The organism is Clostridium gelidum, from assembly GCF_019977655.1.
Classification (GTDB): domain Bacteria; phylum Bacillota; class Clostridia; order Clostridiales; family Clostridiaceae; genus Clostridium; species Clostridium gelidum.
Genome location: NZ_AP024849.1, coordinates 583,389 through 598,900, shown reverse-complemented (window position 1 = coordinate 598,900; position 15,512 = coordinate 583,389). Strand labels below are relative to the sequence as shown.

At 30.1% G+C, this 15,512-nt stretch carries 16 protein-coding genes and 1 other annotated feature; all 16 genes read right to left on the bottom strand.

Annotation, left to right across the window (positions count from 1 at the left end):
* Positions 1-63 precede the first annotated feature (63 nt).
* Positions 64-1,527 (bottom strand): SulP family inorganic anion transporter, encoded by a 1,464-nt coding sequence (locus psyc5s11_RS02830; RefSeq protein WP_224036132.1) that lies wholly within the window; start codon positions 1,525-1,527, stop codon positions 64-66.
* A gap of 156 nt (positions 1,528-1,683) precedes the next feature.
* On the bottom strand, positions 1,684-2,880 hold the full coding sequence (gene nhaA, locus psyc5s11_RS02825; protein WP_224036131.1) for a Na+/H+ antiporter NhaA: 1,197 nt from the start codon (positions 2,878-2,880) through the stop codon (positions 1,684-1,686).
* Positions 2,881-3,016: 136 nt separating this feature from the next.
* Positions 3,017-3,074: a sequence feature (sodium ion sensor (DUF1646 type); this cis-regulatory element may regulate processes involved in with the transportation of sodium ions), on the bottom strand.
* Between the two features lie 104 nt (positions 3,075-3,178).
* Positions 3,179-3,508 (bottom strand): hypothetical protein, encoded by a 330-nt coding sequence (locus psyc5s11_RS02820; protein ID WP_224036130.1) that lies wholly within the window; start codon positions 3,506-3,508, stop codon positions 3,179-3,181.
* A gap of 178 nt (positions 3,509-3,686) precedes the next feature.
* Entirely contained in the window at positions 3,687-4,067 is a 381-nt protein-coding gene (locus psyc5s11_RS02815) for an iron-sulfur cluster assembly scaffold protein (protein WP_224036129.1), read from the bottom strand.
* Between the two features lie 96 nt (positions 4,068-4,163).
* Positions 4,164-4,619 carry a DUF134 domain-containing protein gene (locus psyc5s11_RS02810; protein ID WP_224036128.1) on the bottom strand — a complete coding sequence of 152 codons (456 nt, stop codon included), beginning with the start codon at positions 4,617-4,619 and terminating at the stop codon, positions 4,164-4,166.
* Positions 4,619-5,062: a Fur family transcriptional regulator gene (locus psyc5s11_RS02805; RefSeq protein WP_224036127.1), complete on the bottom strand. Its 444-nt coding sequence runs from the start codon at positions 5,060-5,062 to the stop codon at positions 4,619-4,621. Before psyc5s11_RS02805 ends, psyc5s11_RS02810 begins: the two co-directional genes overlap by 1 nt.
* A 17-nt stretch (positions 5,063-5,079) precedes the next feature.
* Entirely contained in the window at positions 5,080-5,436 is a 357-nt protein-coding gene (locus psyc5s11_RS02800) for a NifB/NifX family molybdenum-iron cluster-binding protein (RefSeq protein ID WP_224036126.1), read from the bottom strand.
* A 114-nt stretch (positions 5,437-5,550) separates the two neighbouring features.
* Complete coding sequence (locus psyc5s11_RS02795; protein WP_224036125.1) at positions 5,551-5,910, bottom strand: C-GCAxxG-C-C family protein; 360 nt, start codon at positions 5,908-5,910, stop codon at positions 5,551-5,553.
* Positions 5,911-6,228: 318 nt separating this feature from the next.
* Positions 6,229-7,077, bottom strand: a complete 849-nt coding sequence (locus tag psyc5s11_RS02790; RefSeq protein ID WP_224036124.1) for an ATP-binding protein — start codon at positions 7,075-7,077, stop codon at positions 6,229-6,231.
* Positions 7,068-7,898: an ATP-binding protein gene (locus psyc5s11_RS02785; protein ID WP_224036123.1), complete on the bottom strand. Its 831-nt coding sequence runs from the start codon at positions 7,896-7,898 to the stop codon at positions 7,068-7,070. The genes psyc5s11_RS02790 and psyc5s11_RS02785 overlap by 10 nt, the downstream gene beginning before the upstream one ends.
* A gap of 17 nt (positions 7,899-7,915) precedes the next feature.
* The gene (locus psyc5s11_RS02780) at positions 7,916-8,269 is read right to left on the bottom strand and encodes a NifB/NifX family molybdenum-iron cluster-binding protein (protein ID WP_224036122.1); all 354 of its coding nucleotides are present in this window, start codon (positions 8,267-8,269) and stop codon (positions 7,916-7,918) included.
* 555 nt (positions 8,270-8,824) lie between these two features.
* The gene (locus tag psyc5s11_RS02775; RefSeq protein WP_224036121.1) at positions 8,825-9,325 is read right to left on the bottom strand and encodes a PTS sugar transporter subunit IIA; all 501 of its coding nucleotides are present in this window, start codon (positions 9,323-9,325) and stop codon (positions 8,825-8,827) included.
* 405 nt (positions 9,326-9,730) lie between these two features.
* Positions 9,731-11,425: a PTS transporter subunit EIIC gene (locus tag psyc5s11_RS02770; RefSeq protein WP_224036120.1), complete on the bottom strand. Its 1,695-nt coding sequence runs from the start codon at positions 11,423-11,425 to the stop codon at positions 9,731-9,733.
* A 410-nt stretch (positions 11,426-11,835) separates the two neighbouring features.
* The gene (locus psyc5s11_RS02765) at positions 11,836-12,879 is read right to left on the bottom strand and encodes an aldose epimerase family protein (protein WP_224036119.1); all 1,044 of its coding nucleotides are present in this window, start codon (positions 12,877-12,879) and stop codon (positions 11,836-11,838) included.
* 60 nt (positions 12,880-12,939) lie between these two features.
* Complete coding sequence (locus tag psyc5s11_RS02760; protein ID WP_224036118.1) at positions 12,940-14,328, bottom strand: 6-phospho-beta-glucosidase; 1,389 nt, start codon at positions 14,326-14,328, stop codon at positions 12,940-12,942.
* Positions 14,329-14,623: 295 nt separating this feature from the next.
* Entirely contained in the window at positions 14,624-15,490 is an 867-nt protein-coding gene (locus tag psyc5s11_RS02755; RefSeq protein ID WP_224036117.1) for a MurR/RpiR family transcriptional regulator, read from the bottom strand.
* Positions 15,491-15,512 lie beyond the last annotated feature (22 nt).

Here is a 15,512-nt window from a genome sequence, read left to right as displayed (position 1 = left end):
TCATGTGCCTAACAAGAAGCTTATTCTTATTACACTCATAAATTTATACTATCAGATTATAATTTAATGACTACTAGCCGACTCTAATCCACCTGGTTTATTATGGACAGCCATTCTATCAACTAATTCTAAACATTGATTACTCATTCCTATCAAGTTGGTTTTAACTCCATTTTTATGAAATTTAATTACTACTTTATCTATAGCATCAACTGCTGATTCATCCCAAATTTTCACCTTAGACAAATCTATATTTACACATTGAATCTTTTCTGTAAAATCAAAACTATTAATAAACTTTAATGTAGATACAAAAAATAATTGCCCATTAGCTATATATGTAGTTTGGGTATCTTCTTTAATTTTCTTCACCTTGATTTCAGATATCTTAGATGCAAAAAATAGTGCACTTAATATTATTCCAAGAATAACCCCATATGCTAAGTTATGAGTTAATAAAACTACTATAACTGTTGAAATCATAACAATTGTATCTGTTTTAGGTACTTTTGATATTCTCTTTATTGATCCCCAATTAAAAGTAGTTATTGATACAACTATCATAACAGAACCTAAAGCAACTACTGGAATTTGCACAACAAATTTATTTAATACTATTACTGCAATAAGCATTGCAGTTCCAGATGTAAGTGTTGATAATCTACCTCGTCCACCATAATTATGATTTATAAGTGTTTGACCAATCATTCCGCATCCTGCTATTCCACCAAAAAATCCACATGTTATATTAGCCAAACCTTGACCTACACATTCTCTATTCTTATCGCTTGGAGTATCTGTTAAATCATCAATCAACTGAGCTGTTAATAAGGATTCTACAAGACCAACTAAAGAGAGTGATATCGAATATGGTAATACTATTTTTAGTGTCTCCATATTAAATGATATATTAGGTATTAAAAATCTTGGCAAGTCACTACTTATTTTTCCCATATCACCTAATGTAGTTACATCAATCTTAAATATAACCACTATTAATGTAACAATTATTATTGATATTATTGGAGATGGTACTGCTCTCGTTAACTTCGGCAATAAATAAATTATTAAAACCCCTATTGCACCTAAAATTATTAAAATAAATGATCCTTTAAAATAAGGTAATTGTGAAGTAAACATCATTATTCCTAGTGCATTTACGAATCCTATCATAACTGGTCTAGGTATAAACTTTAATAGATTTCCTATCTTTAAAAAGCCTAATATAACTTGAAACACTCCTGTAAGTATTGTTGCTGCAAGCATATACTCTATTCCATGTTCCTTTACTAAGCTTGCCAAGACTAATGCCATTGCACCAGCTGCAGCGGAAATCATCCCTGTTCTTCCACCAAAGATTGATATAATTAAAGACATACAAAAAGATGCATATACTCCAATCATAGGATCAACTCCAGCTACTATAGAAAATCCTATTGCCTCCGGTATTAATGCCATACAAACAACTATCCCTGCCAGTAAATCTACTTTAATATTTCCAAACCACTCTTGTCTAATTTCTTTCATGTAATTCCTTCTTTCTTTTTATTACTTTGAATTCTTTTAATATATATCAATATTTTTTTTGCAAATAAAAGCTTTGACTTAGCATACTTTATCTAAATCAAAGCTTTTTAATAGTATCATGAATACCACAATGCAGTCAATTTACACATAATACATTTATTTTTCACCTTTAAGTTTTATAAGTCCAAAAATTATCCCACCTAATATTGCAGCTAAAATTGAAGCAATCATAATGCTTATTTTGGCTGTGGCTAACACAGTTTCATCTGCAAATGATAAAGATGATACAAAGATTGACATAGTAAATCCAATACCTCCAAGCACACTTGCACCATATAAATGCCTTTTGGTTACTTGAGCTGGAAGCTTAGCCACTTTTAATTTTACTAAAATGTATGAAACTCCAAATATACCTATTTGTTTCCCAATAACTAGCCCAAATATAATTCCAAAACTAACAGGTGTTAATATTATTGCTCCAATACTATTAATATCAATAGCTATCCCTGAATTTGCTAGCGCAAATATTGGCATAATTACAAATGAAGACACTGGAGTTAAAACATGTTCAAGTCTGTATAAAATTGATGATTTGAATTCATGAATATTTTTTCCTGCAGGCAATGAAATTCCTAGTAATACACCAGCAATCGTTGCATGTATACCTGACTTTAAAATACAAATCCATAGTACTATACCTAAAATAACATATACCGATGTATATTTAACCTTAAATCTATTAGCTAATATAAGGCAAATAAAAACAATTAAACCCATAATAAGAGCAATCCAAGAAATTTGGCTAGTATAAAATATAGCAATTACAATAATAGCTCCCAAATCATCAACTATAGCCAATGCTGTAAGAAATACTATTATTCCTTTAGGTGCTTTTCTACCTACTAAAGAAAGTATTCCGAGTGCAAATGCAATATCTGTTGCCATTGGAATTCCCCATCCTGAAATAGTAGGTTTATTATAATTAAATAACGCATAAATAATTGCTGGTACAATCATACCTCCTATAGCTGCTGATATAGGTAATATAGTTTTCTTAAAAGATTGAAGCTCTCCAAATACCACTTCTCTTTTTATTTCCATACCAACTACTAAAAAAAATAGAGCCATTAATCCATCATTAATCCAATGAAGAACTGACATTGATAGCGAAAATTCTTTATATCCAATAGTTACATAGGTATGAAGTATATCATTGTATGTTGGAGCAAAACTAGAATTTGCTATTATTATTGCAATAATGGCAAAACCCAAAAGTATTAAGCCGCTAGCAGATTCATTTTTAAAAAAGTGTAAAAATGGATTAAAAACCTTATTATAAATCTTATTTTTCATAATTGATCTCCTTTAGATATTATTATTTATTCCCTAAAATCTTTGTTTAAACAAAAAATTACAGTTGAACTTCTTATTTAATATTTTTATTTCTTAAAATTTTCAACAAAAAAAGAGATGAGAATACTCTAAAAAGAGTTTCCCACCCCAGAAACCAAAATTGCTTGAAAGCAAATTATAAAATTTGCCCAACCGTACATAGTTATATTCATTTATTTTTACAAGCTTCATTATATTATATGTTAATATAATAATCAAGATTATATATTTAAGTCCAACACTTCTATTCATTTAAGTATTAATAACCTCTATTCATCTTACTCTTTTCTAACAACTGAGATATACCTGTATTTTCCCATTCTTCCACCTGATTAATAGATTCTTGAAAAGTTTTTCCCTGGCCTACAAATATACCTATCAAAATAAATTTCTGAAATAAATGTTCTAGATTAATTCCACCATTAGCTTCTTCTAATGCACTATCAACTAATGGAGTAATATATTCAACCCAATCATCTGGACTGAAATCATATGTTTCTTCCACTACACGTCTAGTTACATATATACTCTTCTTATTATTGTTTTCTATAAGTTCTCTAATAGTTTTGAAGTCAAAATAAATAGACATAAATACCTCTTACATATTATTATCTATAGAATGTATGACTATATTTGTGCAAAAATGTTCGATAATTTGCTTTTTCCTAAAATATTCTATATGTCTAACACTATATTTATGTGATTAAGTAACATATTAATGATCATTAAATAATTTATAAAGGCACCCAAAATTGATGCCTTTATTTTTATACTTTTCTTTTGTAATAATCCTCAATAGCATTTCTTAACGCCGAAACTCCAAGATTAGAACAATGCTTTTTATTTTCTGGTAATCCCCCCAGAGCATTTATTATATGATCTTCAGTAATTTTCAATGCTTCTTCTAAAGTTTTTTTCTTTGAAAGCTCTGTTGTCATACTACTTGTCGCAACTGATGCTGGACACCCAAAAACTAAAAAGCTAATATCATCTATTATATTGTTTTCTACTTTTATATATATAGTTAAGTAGTCCCCACAATCTGGATCTCCATTGGTTCCTTCTCCATTTGAATTATTTATTACTCCCATATTTCTTGGACACATAAAATGATCCATAACAATATCTGAATATTCTTCTATATCCATGTAATCCACTCCCTATCTTTAGAAATATTAAAAAAATAACAAGTTAGTCTGATTCTTTTACTAACTTGTTATTTTCTTTTCATATGCCTTAAACTATTAAGTATTAAGGTTTGTGTTATTACCTTTACACCAATTTTTGCAAAATCCTGCTTTTTTACTACACATAACTTTCTCTGAACCACAACTAGGACAAATTGCTCTATCTTGATCATAATTTATTTCATAAGTTGTTCCACATTGTAAGCATCTAAATTTGCAAAGTTTTGTAGTATAATGCCCCCCGCTTATACTTATGGCTTTACCTTCAGTTAGCGCAATAGCTATTTTTTTTCTTGCACTATCTATAATATTTTGAAAAGTTTGTCTTGATACTTGCATCTTTTCAGCACATTCTTCTTGATTTAAATCTTCTATATCTTTTAATCTCATTGCTTCAAGTTCTTCTACTTTTAGAACTATTTCTTCAATTTCACATTTTGGCTTTCCCCATGGTACAAAATAATTATTTTCCGGAAAAAACTCTACTCTTCTGAATTTTGTTGGTCTTGCCATTATTTATCCTCCTTGCATTTACTGCATGTTCCAATTAGCATAATATTTACATCATTTACATCTAAATTGTTTTCTTTTTCAACTTTTTTATTTAACTTAATGTATTCTAAGTTTAAATATTTATTATCTATATCTATTATACTATCACATTTGGAACATTTAAAATGAATATGCAAGGGTTTTCCACTAAAAATTTTCATTTCATAATAACTTACATTGTCAATGTTAATTTGTTTTATTATGTCTAATTGATTAAAAAGCTTCAAACTTCTATATACTGTAGCAAGACCAATATTTCTATTTCTGATTCTATCATAAATTTCATTTACTGATAAATGAGTATTAGCATTAATTATTTCTAATAGTATTATTCTCTTTTGCGTAGTGAACTTATATCCATTTTTCTCAAATAATTTCTTATACCAAGAAAGATCTTTATCCATTAAATTTTTTCCATGTGTTATTCTTCACAATGACCTTCATGTGAATGTTCAGTACATACACTTCCAGTTGATTTTAGTTCACCTCTTATAAATGCTTGAACAAGATCATCACTTAAACCTTGAGCTCCTACAACTACTTCTATTCCATTTTGATTAAAAAGATCTTGTGCTGTTTCTCCCATTCCACCTGCAATTATTACATTTGCATTTTTTTCTTTTAAGAATACAGGTAAATATCCTGGTTTATGTCCTGGATTCGGTATAAATTCCTTTTTTAAAGATTGCCCTTGTTCTACATCATACATGGTAAACCCTTCACAGTGTCCAAAATGTCCACTTACCTTATTACCATCACTTGCAATTGCTATTTTCATTTTCATTTCCTCCTCATATTTCACATATTATTATATTAATTATTTTGTCACTAAAATCGTACACATTTTTTTATGAAATTTAATAACAAAATTAATTCATAACGTCTATTAGTTTTATTTTGTATGTTCTTTTAAAAGACCATAGGCATATTCTATGATTTCATCACAAGTTACACCTTTTCTCTTAAGTTCAATACATTCAAGAGTTCCATATTTTTCTTTAACCTTAGTTGTTACTTCTTTAGTAAGTGTTCTTGAATTATTTTTTTCTTCACTTGTATTTCTTCCTTTTAATGCTCCAACCGCCATAAGTGTTCCTGTAATCGCTCCACAAGTACTTCCTACAGTCATTCCAGAGCCAAAGGGGCTAGCCATTGATACTGGAATATCTAATCCTGTATCTTCATTAAAAGCCTTAAGTACAGATTCTGCACAATTATAGCCTTCTTTATGAAATTCTATTACTCTTTCCATTTGTTTTCTCCTTATATAATTTACAAATTAATGTATATTTTAATTATTGCTTACGACTTCCTTATAATTGTAATATTACTAGAAATTTTGTGGATTTCTATCAAGTGAAACTTGATTCAGGTGGGTTTTATCCCCATCTGAATCTTAGTTTAACTTATAACCTCAAGGGTCACCTCGTATAGGGTCGTGCCACTGTTATCTCCCACTTAATCAGAAAACCTAAATCTATGATTTAGTATGAATCGCTTACTCATCTGACTTTAGAAAGAGAAGTTTCATCTATAGTGGAAGTGTTACAGTTACTAGACATCAGATACACTAAAAAATATGCTTCTTTATACTTTCCCACATACTTTTAATAGAAGTACATGCTTTACTATCTTCATAATATATAATAGGCTTTAGTTCATTTATAGATTTCATAACAGTGTCATCATATGGGATTTTACCTACTAAAACTAATTCTTTTTCTTTAATAAATTCTTCTATTCTTATGCTCATATCCTCATTTATATCAAATTTATTAATACAAACCATAGTAAATACTCCAAAATGTTCACATAACGCTACCACTCTCATTAAATCTTCAAGTCCAGATTTTGTAGGTTCTGTAACAACTAAAACCGCATCGCTTCCAGTAATAGACGCTATTACAGAACATCCAATTCCAGGTGAACCATCACTTATAATTAATTTTTCCTCAGGATTAAATTTTCTGCCATTTTTTCTTAAATAACTTATTAACTTTCCTGAACCATCGCTGCCTATTTCCATTTCAGCTCTTGAAATTATGCCTTTATCCAATTCAGTAATGAACGTATCTGCTGTTTTTTCATCTTCTAACTTTATTGCATTTTGCTTGCATACTAGCATGCAAGTTCCACAACCTTCACAAGTAAAAGGATTAATCTTACAATTCTCTATTGCATCAAATCTACATACAGTCTCACACTTTCCACATTTAACACAAAGAGCTTCATCTATAATAGCTTTTTTGCCACCTGTGAATTCCTTTTTTTCAATATCATGACCTTCATAAAACATATAAAAATTTGGTGCATCTACATCACAATCAATTCTCACTACATCTTCAGCAAGCTCTGCAAGTGATATTGCAATTGTAGTTTTACCTGTTCCACCTTTTCCGCTTAAAACTACTAATTCCACTTTAGCACCTCCTTAACTTCCTTTGATAATTCATCAAATAAAATTTTATGGTCAAAATCATCATATAATACTTCTCCATTAGAATATAAAATTGCAGTAGATCTACTATACGGTATAACACCCATTAAGCCTATTTCTTCATCTTTGCAATATTTTTTTATTATATTATTTTTTCCATCATCTTTATTTATAACTATTCCAAAAGGTATGTTATACATCTTTACAAGTTCAACAGCCATCTTCAGATCATGAAGTCCAAATTCTGAAGGTTCTGTAACAAGTATTGCTCCATTTGCATACTTCAAGGCAGTTACTACATTACACGATGTGCCTGGAGGACAATCAATTAAATTAATGCCTTTGGGTAAATTTTTAAGAAGATCACGTATAACTGGTACTGCCATAGGTTCACTTATATTTAAGATCCCTCTACTGCAACTTATATCTCTTACTGTTCCACTTTCAATATTACCTAGTTCTCTTTTCTTATAAGTCAATGCATCATATTCACATACAATTTCACAAGCACCACATCCATGACACAACTTTTCAAAGAGCATTATATCATTTTTAACTTTTGCAAGAGCATTAAATTGGCATACACTTACGCATTTTCCACACGATGTGCATTTCTCATCATCTATAAAAGGATATTCCACCATAACTTGTTCTGTTTTATCTATTTTAGGTTTCAAAAATATGAATCCATTAGGTTCTTCTACATCACAATCAATATAATTTGACTTTAATGCAAGAGCAAGATTTGTTGAAACTGTAGTTTTACCTGTTCCACCTTTGCCACTAAGAACTGCTATATTCATAAGCTTATTCCTCCAATCTAATGATGAGCAGGACCTGAAATATTTATTTCCTCAAGCTCATTATTATTGTATTTCTCAAGTACAGATGTTATAGAAATATTTTCACACTTATATGCTTTAATTTCTGCTTTTTCCATAAGTTCAAAAGCATTAGGTCCAAGATTTCCAGTAATAATAACATTTATATTTTCATCAATTAATTGATTAGCTGCAACAATACCTGCACCACCATTTGCACATTTTCCTAAATTTTCTAAAATTTTAACTTCTTTTTTTTCTGTATCATGAATTTGAAAATATTCACATCTTCCAAATCTTACATCAAGTACACTTTCATTGTTTTCTCCATTTGCTGAAATTGCTATTTTCATTAAATCATCTCCTATAATATTATTGGCATTTGCTAATAATTATAGTACTCTTATTTTTTATTATTGTCAAATGCCAATTACTTTTTTTAATTATATTCGATAGCATAATATTAATTTGACAGTATATAAGTAATTGAATATAATCTATTAATCGTGTTGGACTTATGGAATTAAAATATACCTTAAAAAAGGTATATAAAAAATTTCATGATTAATGTACTAAAACAGTGGCAATGAGACATATTCTGAAAATAAATCTTTTGCTTATAAACTATTAAAAGCACAAAAAAGCTTAGCTTAAAAAGCAAAACTTTTTTGTGTTTTTGTTCTTATTTTTGTATGTGATTTAATGCATCACGTACTTCAGTATCTTTAAATTTAAAAATCGCAGTATAATTCCTTTTCTTTAACTGGCATACCTTATATTTTCATATATTTAAATATAAGATTAACTCAATTGAACAAGTTATTCTTTTACGCTTTAAAATAGCGTTATCAACATTTATTTTTAAAAGTTCCCTTAGTTCATCATCTGCACTTTGATCCTATAGATTATTAAACTGTATATTCTAAAATTATAGTTTCACCCGCAACAGCATCTATATTTTCTAAAGGAGTTATAGATTTTGTATTATCAGTATTTGTTATTAAAACAGGAGTTATTAAAGAAAGACCTTTTAATTTAATAAATTCTCTGTCAACTTTTATTATAGGAGTCCCAGCTTTAACTTTAGTTCCTACTTGTGCTAATTGTTCAAAACCTTCCCCATTCAACGAAACAGTTTCTAATCCTATATGAACTAAAAGTTCAATACCATTATCTAATGTCATAGCAAAAGCATGCTTTGTATTAAAAACTAAAGTTAATTCACCATCAACAGGTGCAACAACAACATCATCTTCAATCATGATTGCCAATCCATCTCCAACCATTTTTTGAGCAAAAACAGGATCAGGAACATCTGATAAAGGCAATGTTTTACCCTTAGCAGGAGCAACAAATTTTAATAGATCAGTATTGTCTTCTTTTTTCTTCCTTTTTAAAAATTCAAACATAAAAACACCTCTTCATTAATATTATTAAATTTCATCTAAAGTCTAAATTAAATCATTTAGACTATAATTAATACATGTTATTGCATGAACCCCATTAGTATATTTTTCCATTATTCTAGTTTATAATTATACATACACCTAAAATAATCCAAGATCTTATGTGTTCATAAAAATATATTAAATTATGGATAAATCTTAGATGATTGTAGATAGCATAAAGGAGCAAATCATATTTTCTTGTTGAAAATTGATTTACTCCGTTACTTACAGAGTTTGTACAACTATTTAGTTATGACTAATGCCTAATCCTGGATTCCATTCATAGGAATCAATTTTCTATCAGTTGTAGCCATTAACTCTTTTGGTATATTGCTATTATTTATCGTATACTAGTTGTTTTCATTTTCAAGATTGACTATTATCTGCTATAATTTCAGTAACATCTTCTACTATCACTTTTCCATTACGAATGAGTTCCACGTACTCTTCAAACTCACTCTTTATAATACTTACCTGTGGTCCATAGATTACTTGAATTCCCACACCTTTCTTAACTACTCCGTGGGCACCTGTTGATTTTAATATGTTGTCATCAACTGCCTCTGAATTACGCACTGTTAATCTTAATCTGGTAGCGCAGGCATCTATATCAACCAAATTTTTTTCTCCGCCTACCCCTTTTAGAATTGTAGCTGATAATAAATCTGCTTTTGATCCAATTGATTTTTCTACAGATACATTCTTGTTATTATAGTCATCTTTTGTATATAGTTTAATCTCTCCTTCACCTTCCTCACGGCCCGGTGTTGCTAAATTAAATTTTTCAATTACAAACTTGAATACAAAGTAATAACCTAGTGCATAAACAATGAATACTGGTATAATTATTAACCAGTTTGTTTTCGCGTTCCCCTGTAGCAATCCATATAATGTAAAGTCAATAAATCCACAAGAGAATGTTGTACCAATACAAATATCTAAGATATGACAAATTACAAATGATAATCCTGCAAAAACACAATGTAAACCATATAATGCTGGTGCAACAAATAAAAATGTAAATTCGATTGGTTCTGTAATTCCTGTTAAGAATGAAGTAAGTGCTGCTGAAAGAAGTAATCCTCCAACCACTTTCCTATTCTCTGGTTTTGCACACTTGTACATTGCATAAGCAGCTCCTGGAAGACCTGCCATCATGAATGAATATTTACCTGTCATAAATCTGCATGCCTCAACACTAAATTTCACTGTATTTGAAGATGCTAATTCAGCAAAATAAATATTCTGTGCTCCAGAAACTGTAACTCCATCTATAACTGCTGTACCTCCAAGTGCTGTCTGCCAGAATGGTATATAAAATACATGATGAAGACCAAATGGAATCAACGCACGCTCTATAAACCCAAAAATAAATGTCCCTACATAGCCTGAACTTGTAACAACTCCTCCAATTGCAAAAATACCATTTTGAAGAATTGGCCAGATATAAAAACATATAATACCTACTAAAATATAGACCAATACTGAAATGATTGGTACAAATCTAACACCTGCAAAAAATGAAAGGACTGCAGGTAGTTTTTGTTTATAAAATCTATTATGTAACGCTGCAACTCCAAGTCCTACAATAATACCACCGAATACACCCATCTGCAAAGAATCAATACCACAGACATTCGTAAGTGCTCCATTTAATACTTTATCTGAATAACTCCCATCTGCAAGAATATAACCATTTAATTTCAACATAGCATTTATAGTAGTATGCATAACGAAAAATGATATTCCTGATGCCAAGACTGCTACCGCCTTTTCATTTTTCGCCAAACCGATGGCAACTGCCATTGCAAAGATGATTGGCAAATTCCCAAAAATAGTACTTCCTACTTGTGACATAATTGTCAACAATGCATTGAGGATTGTCCCCTTTCCAAAAAGTCCTTCTAAGTGATATGATGCAATTGTTGTTTGATTTGTAAAAGATGCTCCAAGTCCTAATAATAATCCTGCAATTGGTAAAACTGATACTGGAAGAAAAAATGCTTTTCCGATCTTTTGGACTGTTGCGAATACTTTTCCTTCTTCTTTTCTTTTTTCCATTTTTAAATCCCCCTTGTATAATTTATAATTATTCCTATAGTCGCTTGCGAAATTCAGCAAGCATTGATTTACATAACTTTTCCCAGTTATGTATTTATATTTTCCTCCAGTATGTCAAAATGTTAATAATCAGAAAAGCATAAGACAAATGGAGGCAGATAACGTTTTCACTTTTTAAACCACTCCACACTAAAGTATGGAGAGTTTTCATAGGTGGACTTCACTACCTATGAGTGATTTCGCCTAAAGGCGACTGAAATCTCATTCTACTGAAAGTAGGTGGTTTTAAACCACTGAACAAGTTCCTTCAGAACGCTAAAGCGTTCTATTGGAAAATAAAATCAAACAATTGAATTAATTTTAAATAGCTTTTACCATATCCAAAATTTTATCAAACATTGAGTACTTAACTACACAAACTGATATATAGTTGTAGTTTTATATTCTTCTCCTTTATCGAAGATTGGTGATTTAAAACTTTCTATATTTATGCTATTGGGATAAAAGTGTGGTTCTATGCAAAAGCCACCTCTTTTTTTATAAACGACACCACCTTTTCCTACCGTTTCTTTCATTGTATTACCTGCATAAAACTGTAATCCAGGCTGATCAGAATAAACTTCCATTGTTATTCCTTCTGATTCGCTAGATGCCTCTGCAATTTTTCTTATACCGATGTCTTGATTATTTAATGCAAAATTATGATCATATCCCTGTGCTAATTTTAACTGTTCACAATCATTCTCTATTTCTTTACCAATTGTTTTCGGTATTATAAAGTCCATTGGTGTTCCCTTTACCGAAACTATTTCTCCAGTTGGAATTATTCCATCCTTAATGGGTGTATAATAATCTGCATTTATGGTCACCTTTGTATCAAGAATATCTCCACTGTCATGGCCATTCAAATTAAAATAAGTATGGTTTGTTAAGTTAATCAGTGTTTTTTTATCACTTAAACCTCTGTATGAAATAATAAGTCCGTTTCCCTCTGACAAGGAATATGTTACTGAAACATCTAAATTCCCTGGGAACCCTTGCTCTCCATCAAAGCTTTTATAGTAGAATTCCACCGCACTATCATTAATAACCTTAAAATTCCACAAAACTTTATGAAATCCACAATCCTTATCACTGTGTATGTTATTACCATTATTATTTTTCACTAAATGATACACTGTATCATCAATTTTAAATTTAGCCCCTTCAATTCTATTTACATTTCTTCCAACAGTAGCGCCAAGCATTAAATTATTTGTAAAATAATCTTCTAGTTTATCATATCCCAAAGCAATGTCTTTTACTTTTCTTGATTTATTAACAACAAATAGTGAAACTAGTATGGCTCCATAATTAGTTACCTTCGCTTTCATTCCCTTTGAATTTACAAGCGTAAATATATATGCTTCTTTTCCTTCTTTCGTAATTCCAAATATCTCTTTTTTAATGCTCATTTTTCCTCCTTGATAATATAATTACTACATATTTTATACAGTTAGTTGTCAAAATATTTCTTAATGTCCATTTTTAATCAGTTCTATTACAATAGGATCCTTTGATGCTACCCCATGTGCCTTTAACTCAATAATCTTTTCTGTAAATTGTGGAAGATACTTTTCATGTGCAACTAGCAATTCATCCAATACCTGTTTTGCTTCACTTCCATGTTGAACTAATGGGTTTATTGTAAAGGCTTCCAAAGCAATTCCATAATCACCAGATAATGCAGCACTTATTGTACATTCTTCCATCGCTTTCATAATCTGTAACCATCCTTTTTCGAATGATTGCATCTTCCCCCATGCAATTGGTTCTGCACCTCTAGCAGAAATTATACAAGAAACTTCGACAACAGAATCAGAATCAAGACAAGGTATAGCTCCATTATTTTGTGTACTTACCACCATATGAATTCCTTTATTATTATATATTGCACTTATACATTCACAAGCTGCATCGCTATAATATGCACCACCACGCTTTTGCAATTGTTCAGGTTTTTTATTTAAATTCGGATTTTTATATATTTCAAAGAGGGCAGCTTCTACCTCTTTCATTTGTTCTGCACGTGTTCCACCGTTTTTAAATTCTTCTAAACTATGTTCTAACATCTCCTTTTCTAAATAGTAATAACGATGATATCCACATGGTAATAAATTCATAGAATGTAATAATTCCAATGGAAATTCAGCTTGATAAATGTTAGCTGGAGTTCCACCATTTTTTTCATTAATATGATCTATTAACTGTTCTGTAATATCTTTTCCTGTTTTGTCGAAAACTTTATGCCAATGAAAATGGTTTAATCCAACGAATTGATAGTGTAGCTCTGAGCGTTGCATTCCAATAACTTTTGGTTCATTCATCATTGAAATCACTGGTACATTACATAATCCAATGCACTTTTCCCACCCAAAATGTTTAATAACTGCTTCTGTAATAATTCCACTAGGATTAGTAAAATTAATAAGCCATGCATTTGGACATAATACCTTCATGTCATCGACGATGCTTTTTATTACTGGAATTGTTCTAAATGCTTTAAACATCCCACCTGCACCATTTGTTTCTTGACCGAGCATTCCATGCAATAAAGGTATTCTTTCGTCTTTAATTCTTGCATCTAATAATCCAACTCTAAATTGTGTAGTTACAAAATCAGCATCTTTTAATGCCTCTTTTCTGTTTAGTGTTGTGAATACCTTTACATCATATGGAGTCGCTTCCCACATACGCTGCGCCAATTTCCCAACTATCTCCAACTTTTCTTTTCCATCTTCAATATCAACTAACCATATTTCACTTATTGGCAGTTCATCATATCGTTTAATAAAGCCTTCCATCAATTCTGGTGTATAGCTACTTCCCCCTCCAATTGTTACAATTTTTATAGATTCTTTCATATTTTTCCTCCTATCAAATGTTATGTTTTTTTTAAATTTAGTTATTCTAAATAAGATTTCTAAATAAGAAATTATATTATGTATCTAATATAATTATTAAAACACCCTGCGTCAATGGAGGTATGATACTCTGGGTTTTTTTTTCAAAGGTTGTTATCAGACAGCATATTACATTGAAACTTTTTGATACTTTTCATTAATTTTCACTGCTTAAAATGCAAAAAGCTCGTTAGAGGTTTTCTCTAACAAGCTTTAAAATCATTATTAATAAATTTCCCAAACAGCTAATTCCGAGTTATTTTTGTTCATTAATGTTTCTGTCATCAACAATACCAATAACTTCTTGAATATAATCTATATTCCTTTTATAATCCCTTTTAAAAATACAACTAAAAATAACATCTAACATATATTGCATTGCAATATGCGATGAGAACTGGGATATTCTGTTTCTCAAATTCTCTCTATTACTTATATACAAATGATGCTTTATATAATTCGATACAACACTATTTCCAACTCTGCCTACTAAAATTATTGCTATTCCCTTTTTATGTAATGTTTCTACAATGAGCGGTAAAAAAGTTGCTTTTCCTGAATATGATAAAATAATAGCTACATGATTTTTCGTAGATGCAGTTGCCATACAACGCTGATCATAAAATGATTTCGGGCAATTAACCATTCTACCAATTGCGAGCATTTTATCCCGAAAATTTTCTGCAACATTAATATTATGTGCATGGGTATATATATCAATAATATCTGCATTATGTAATAATACTACAGATTTATTTAGTTCCTCTACATCAATAGAATTATGTGTATCCGTTATTGATGCTTCATATAATTTTAGCAACTTTTGAGCTATTACTCCTTGACTGTCGTTAGGTTCAAATGGAAAATTAACATCAATTTGATTGTCATCTTTACTTTCTTGTATAATATCTTGAACAAGTCTTACTTTAAGTTCATTAAACCCATCCATTCCAATTTTTTTACAAAACCTATGAATTGCAGATTTTGATACAAAAGTTTTTTCAGAAAGCTTTTGAATAGATAATTCTTTGATCTGTTCTTTATTTTGCAAAATATATTGTGCTAATTGGTTTTCTGTCGGTGTCAAGTTATCACAACATTTAATCGTATTTTCTATTGTCATAATTACCTCCTAGTTCACTTCA

Bases quoted from the DNA above. Each gene is read 5' to 3' on its own strand.
- psyc5s11_RS02795 (WP_224036125.1), bottom strand. From the start codon at position 5,910: ATGGAAAGAGTAATAGAATTTCATAAAGAAGGCTATAATTGTGCAGAA.
- psyc5s11_RS02820 (WP_224036130.1), bottom strand. From the start codon at position 3,508: ATGTCTATTTATTTTGACTTCAAAACTATTAGAGAACTTATAGAAAAC.
- psyc5s11_RS02760 (WP_224036118.1), bottom strand. From the start codon at position 14,328: ATGAAAGAATCTATAAAAATTGTAACAATTGGAGGGGGAAGTAGCTAT.
- psyc5s11_RS02785 (WP_224036123.1), bottom strand. From the start codon at position 7,898: ATGAATATAGCAGTTCTTAGTGGCAAAGGTGGAACAGGTAAAACTACA.
- psyc5s11_RS02805 (WP_224036127.1), bottom strand. From the start codon at position 5,062: ATGGATAAAGATCTTTCTTGGTATAAGAAATTATTTGAGAAAAATGGA.
- psyc5s11_RS02765 (WP_224036119.1), bottom strand. From the start codon at position 12,879: ATGAGCATTAAAAAAGAGATATTTGGAATTACGAAAGAAGGAAAAGAA.
- psyc5s11_RS02830 (WP_224036132.1), bottom strand. From the start codon at position 1,527: ATGAAAGAAATTAGACAAGAGTGGTTTGGAAATATTAAAGTAGATTTA.
- nhaA (WP_224036131.1), bottom strand. From the start codon at position 2,880: ATGAAAAATAAGATTTATAATAAGGTTTTTAATCCATTTTTACACTTT.
- psyc5s11_RS02800 (WP_224036126.1), bottom strand. From the start codon at position 5,436: ATGAAAATAGCAATTGCAAGTGATGGTAATAAGGTAAGTGGACATTTT.
- psyc5s11_RS02810 (WP_224036128.1), bottom strand. From the start codon at position 4,619: ATGGCAAGACCAACAAAATTCAGAAGAGTAGAGTTTTTTCCGGAAAAT.
- psyc5s11_RS02815 (WP_224036129.1), bottom strand. From the start codon at position 4,067: ATGGATATAGAAGAATATTCAGATATTGTTATGGATCATTTTATGTGT.
- psyc5s11_RS02770 (WP_224036120.1), bottom strand. From the start codon at position 11,425: ATGGAAAAAAGAAAAGAAGAAGGAAAAGTATTCGCAACAGTCCAAAAG.
- psyc5s11_RS02775 (WP_224036121.1), bottom strand. From the start codon at position 9,325: ATGTTTGAATTTTTAAAAAGGAAGAAAAAAGAAGACAATACTGATCTA.
- psyc5s11_RS02755 (WP_224036117.1), bottom strand. From the start codon at position 15,490: ATGACAATAGAAAATACGATTAAATGTTGTGATAACTTGACACCGACA.
- psyc5s11_RS02780 (WP_224036122.1), bottom strand. From the start codon at position 8,269: ATGAAAATAGCAATTTCAGCAAATGGAGAAAACAATGAAAGTGTACTT.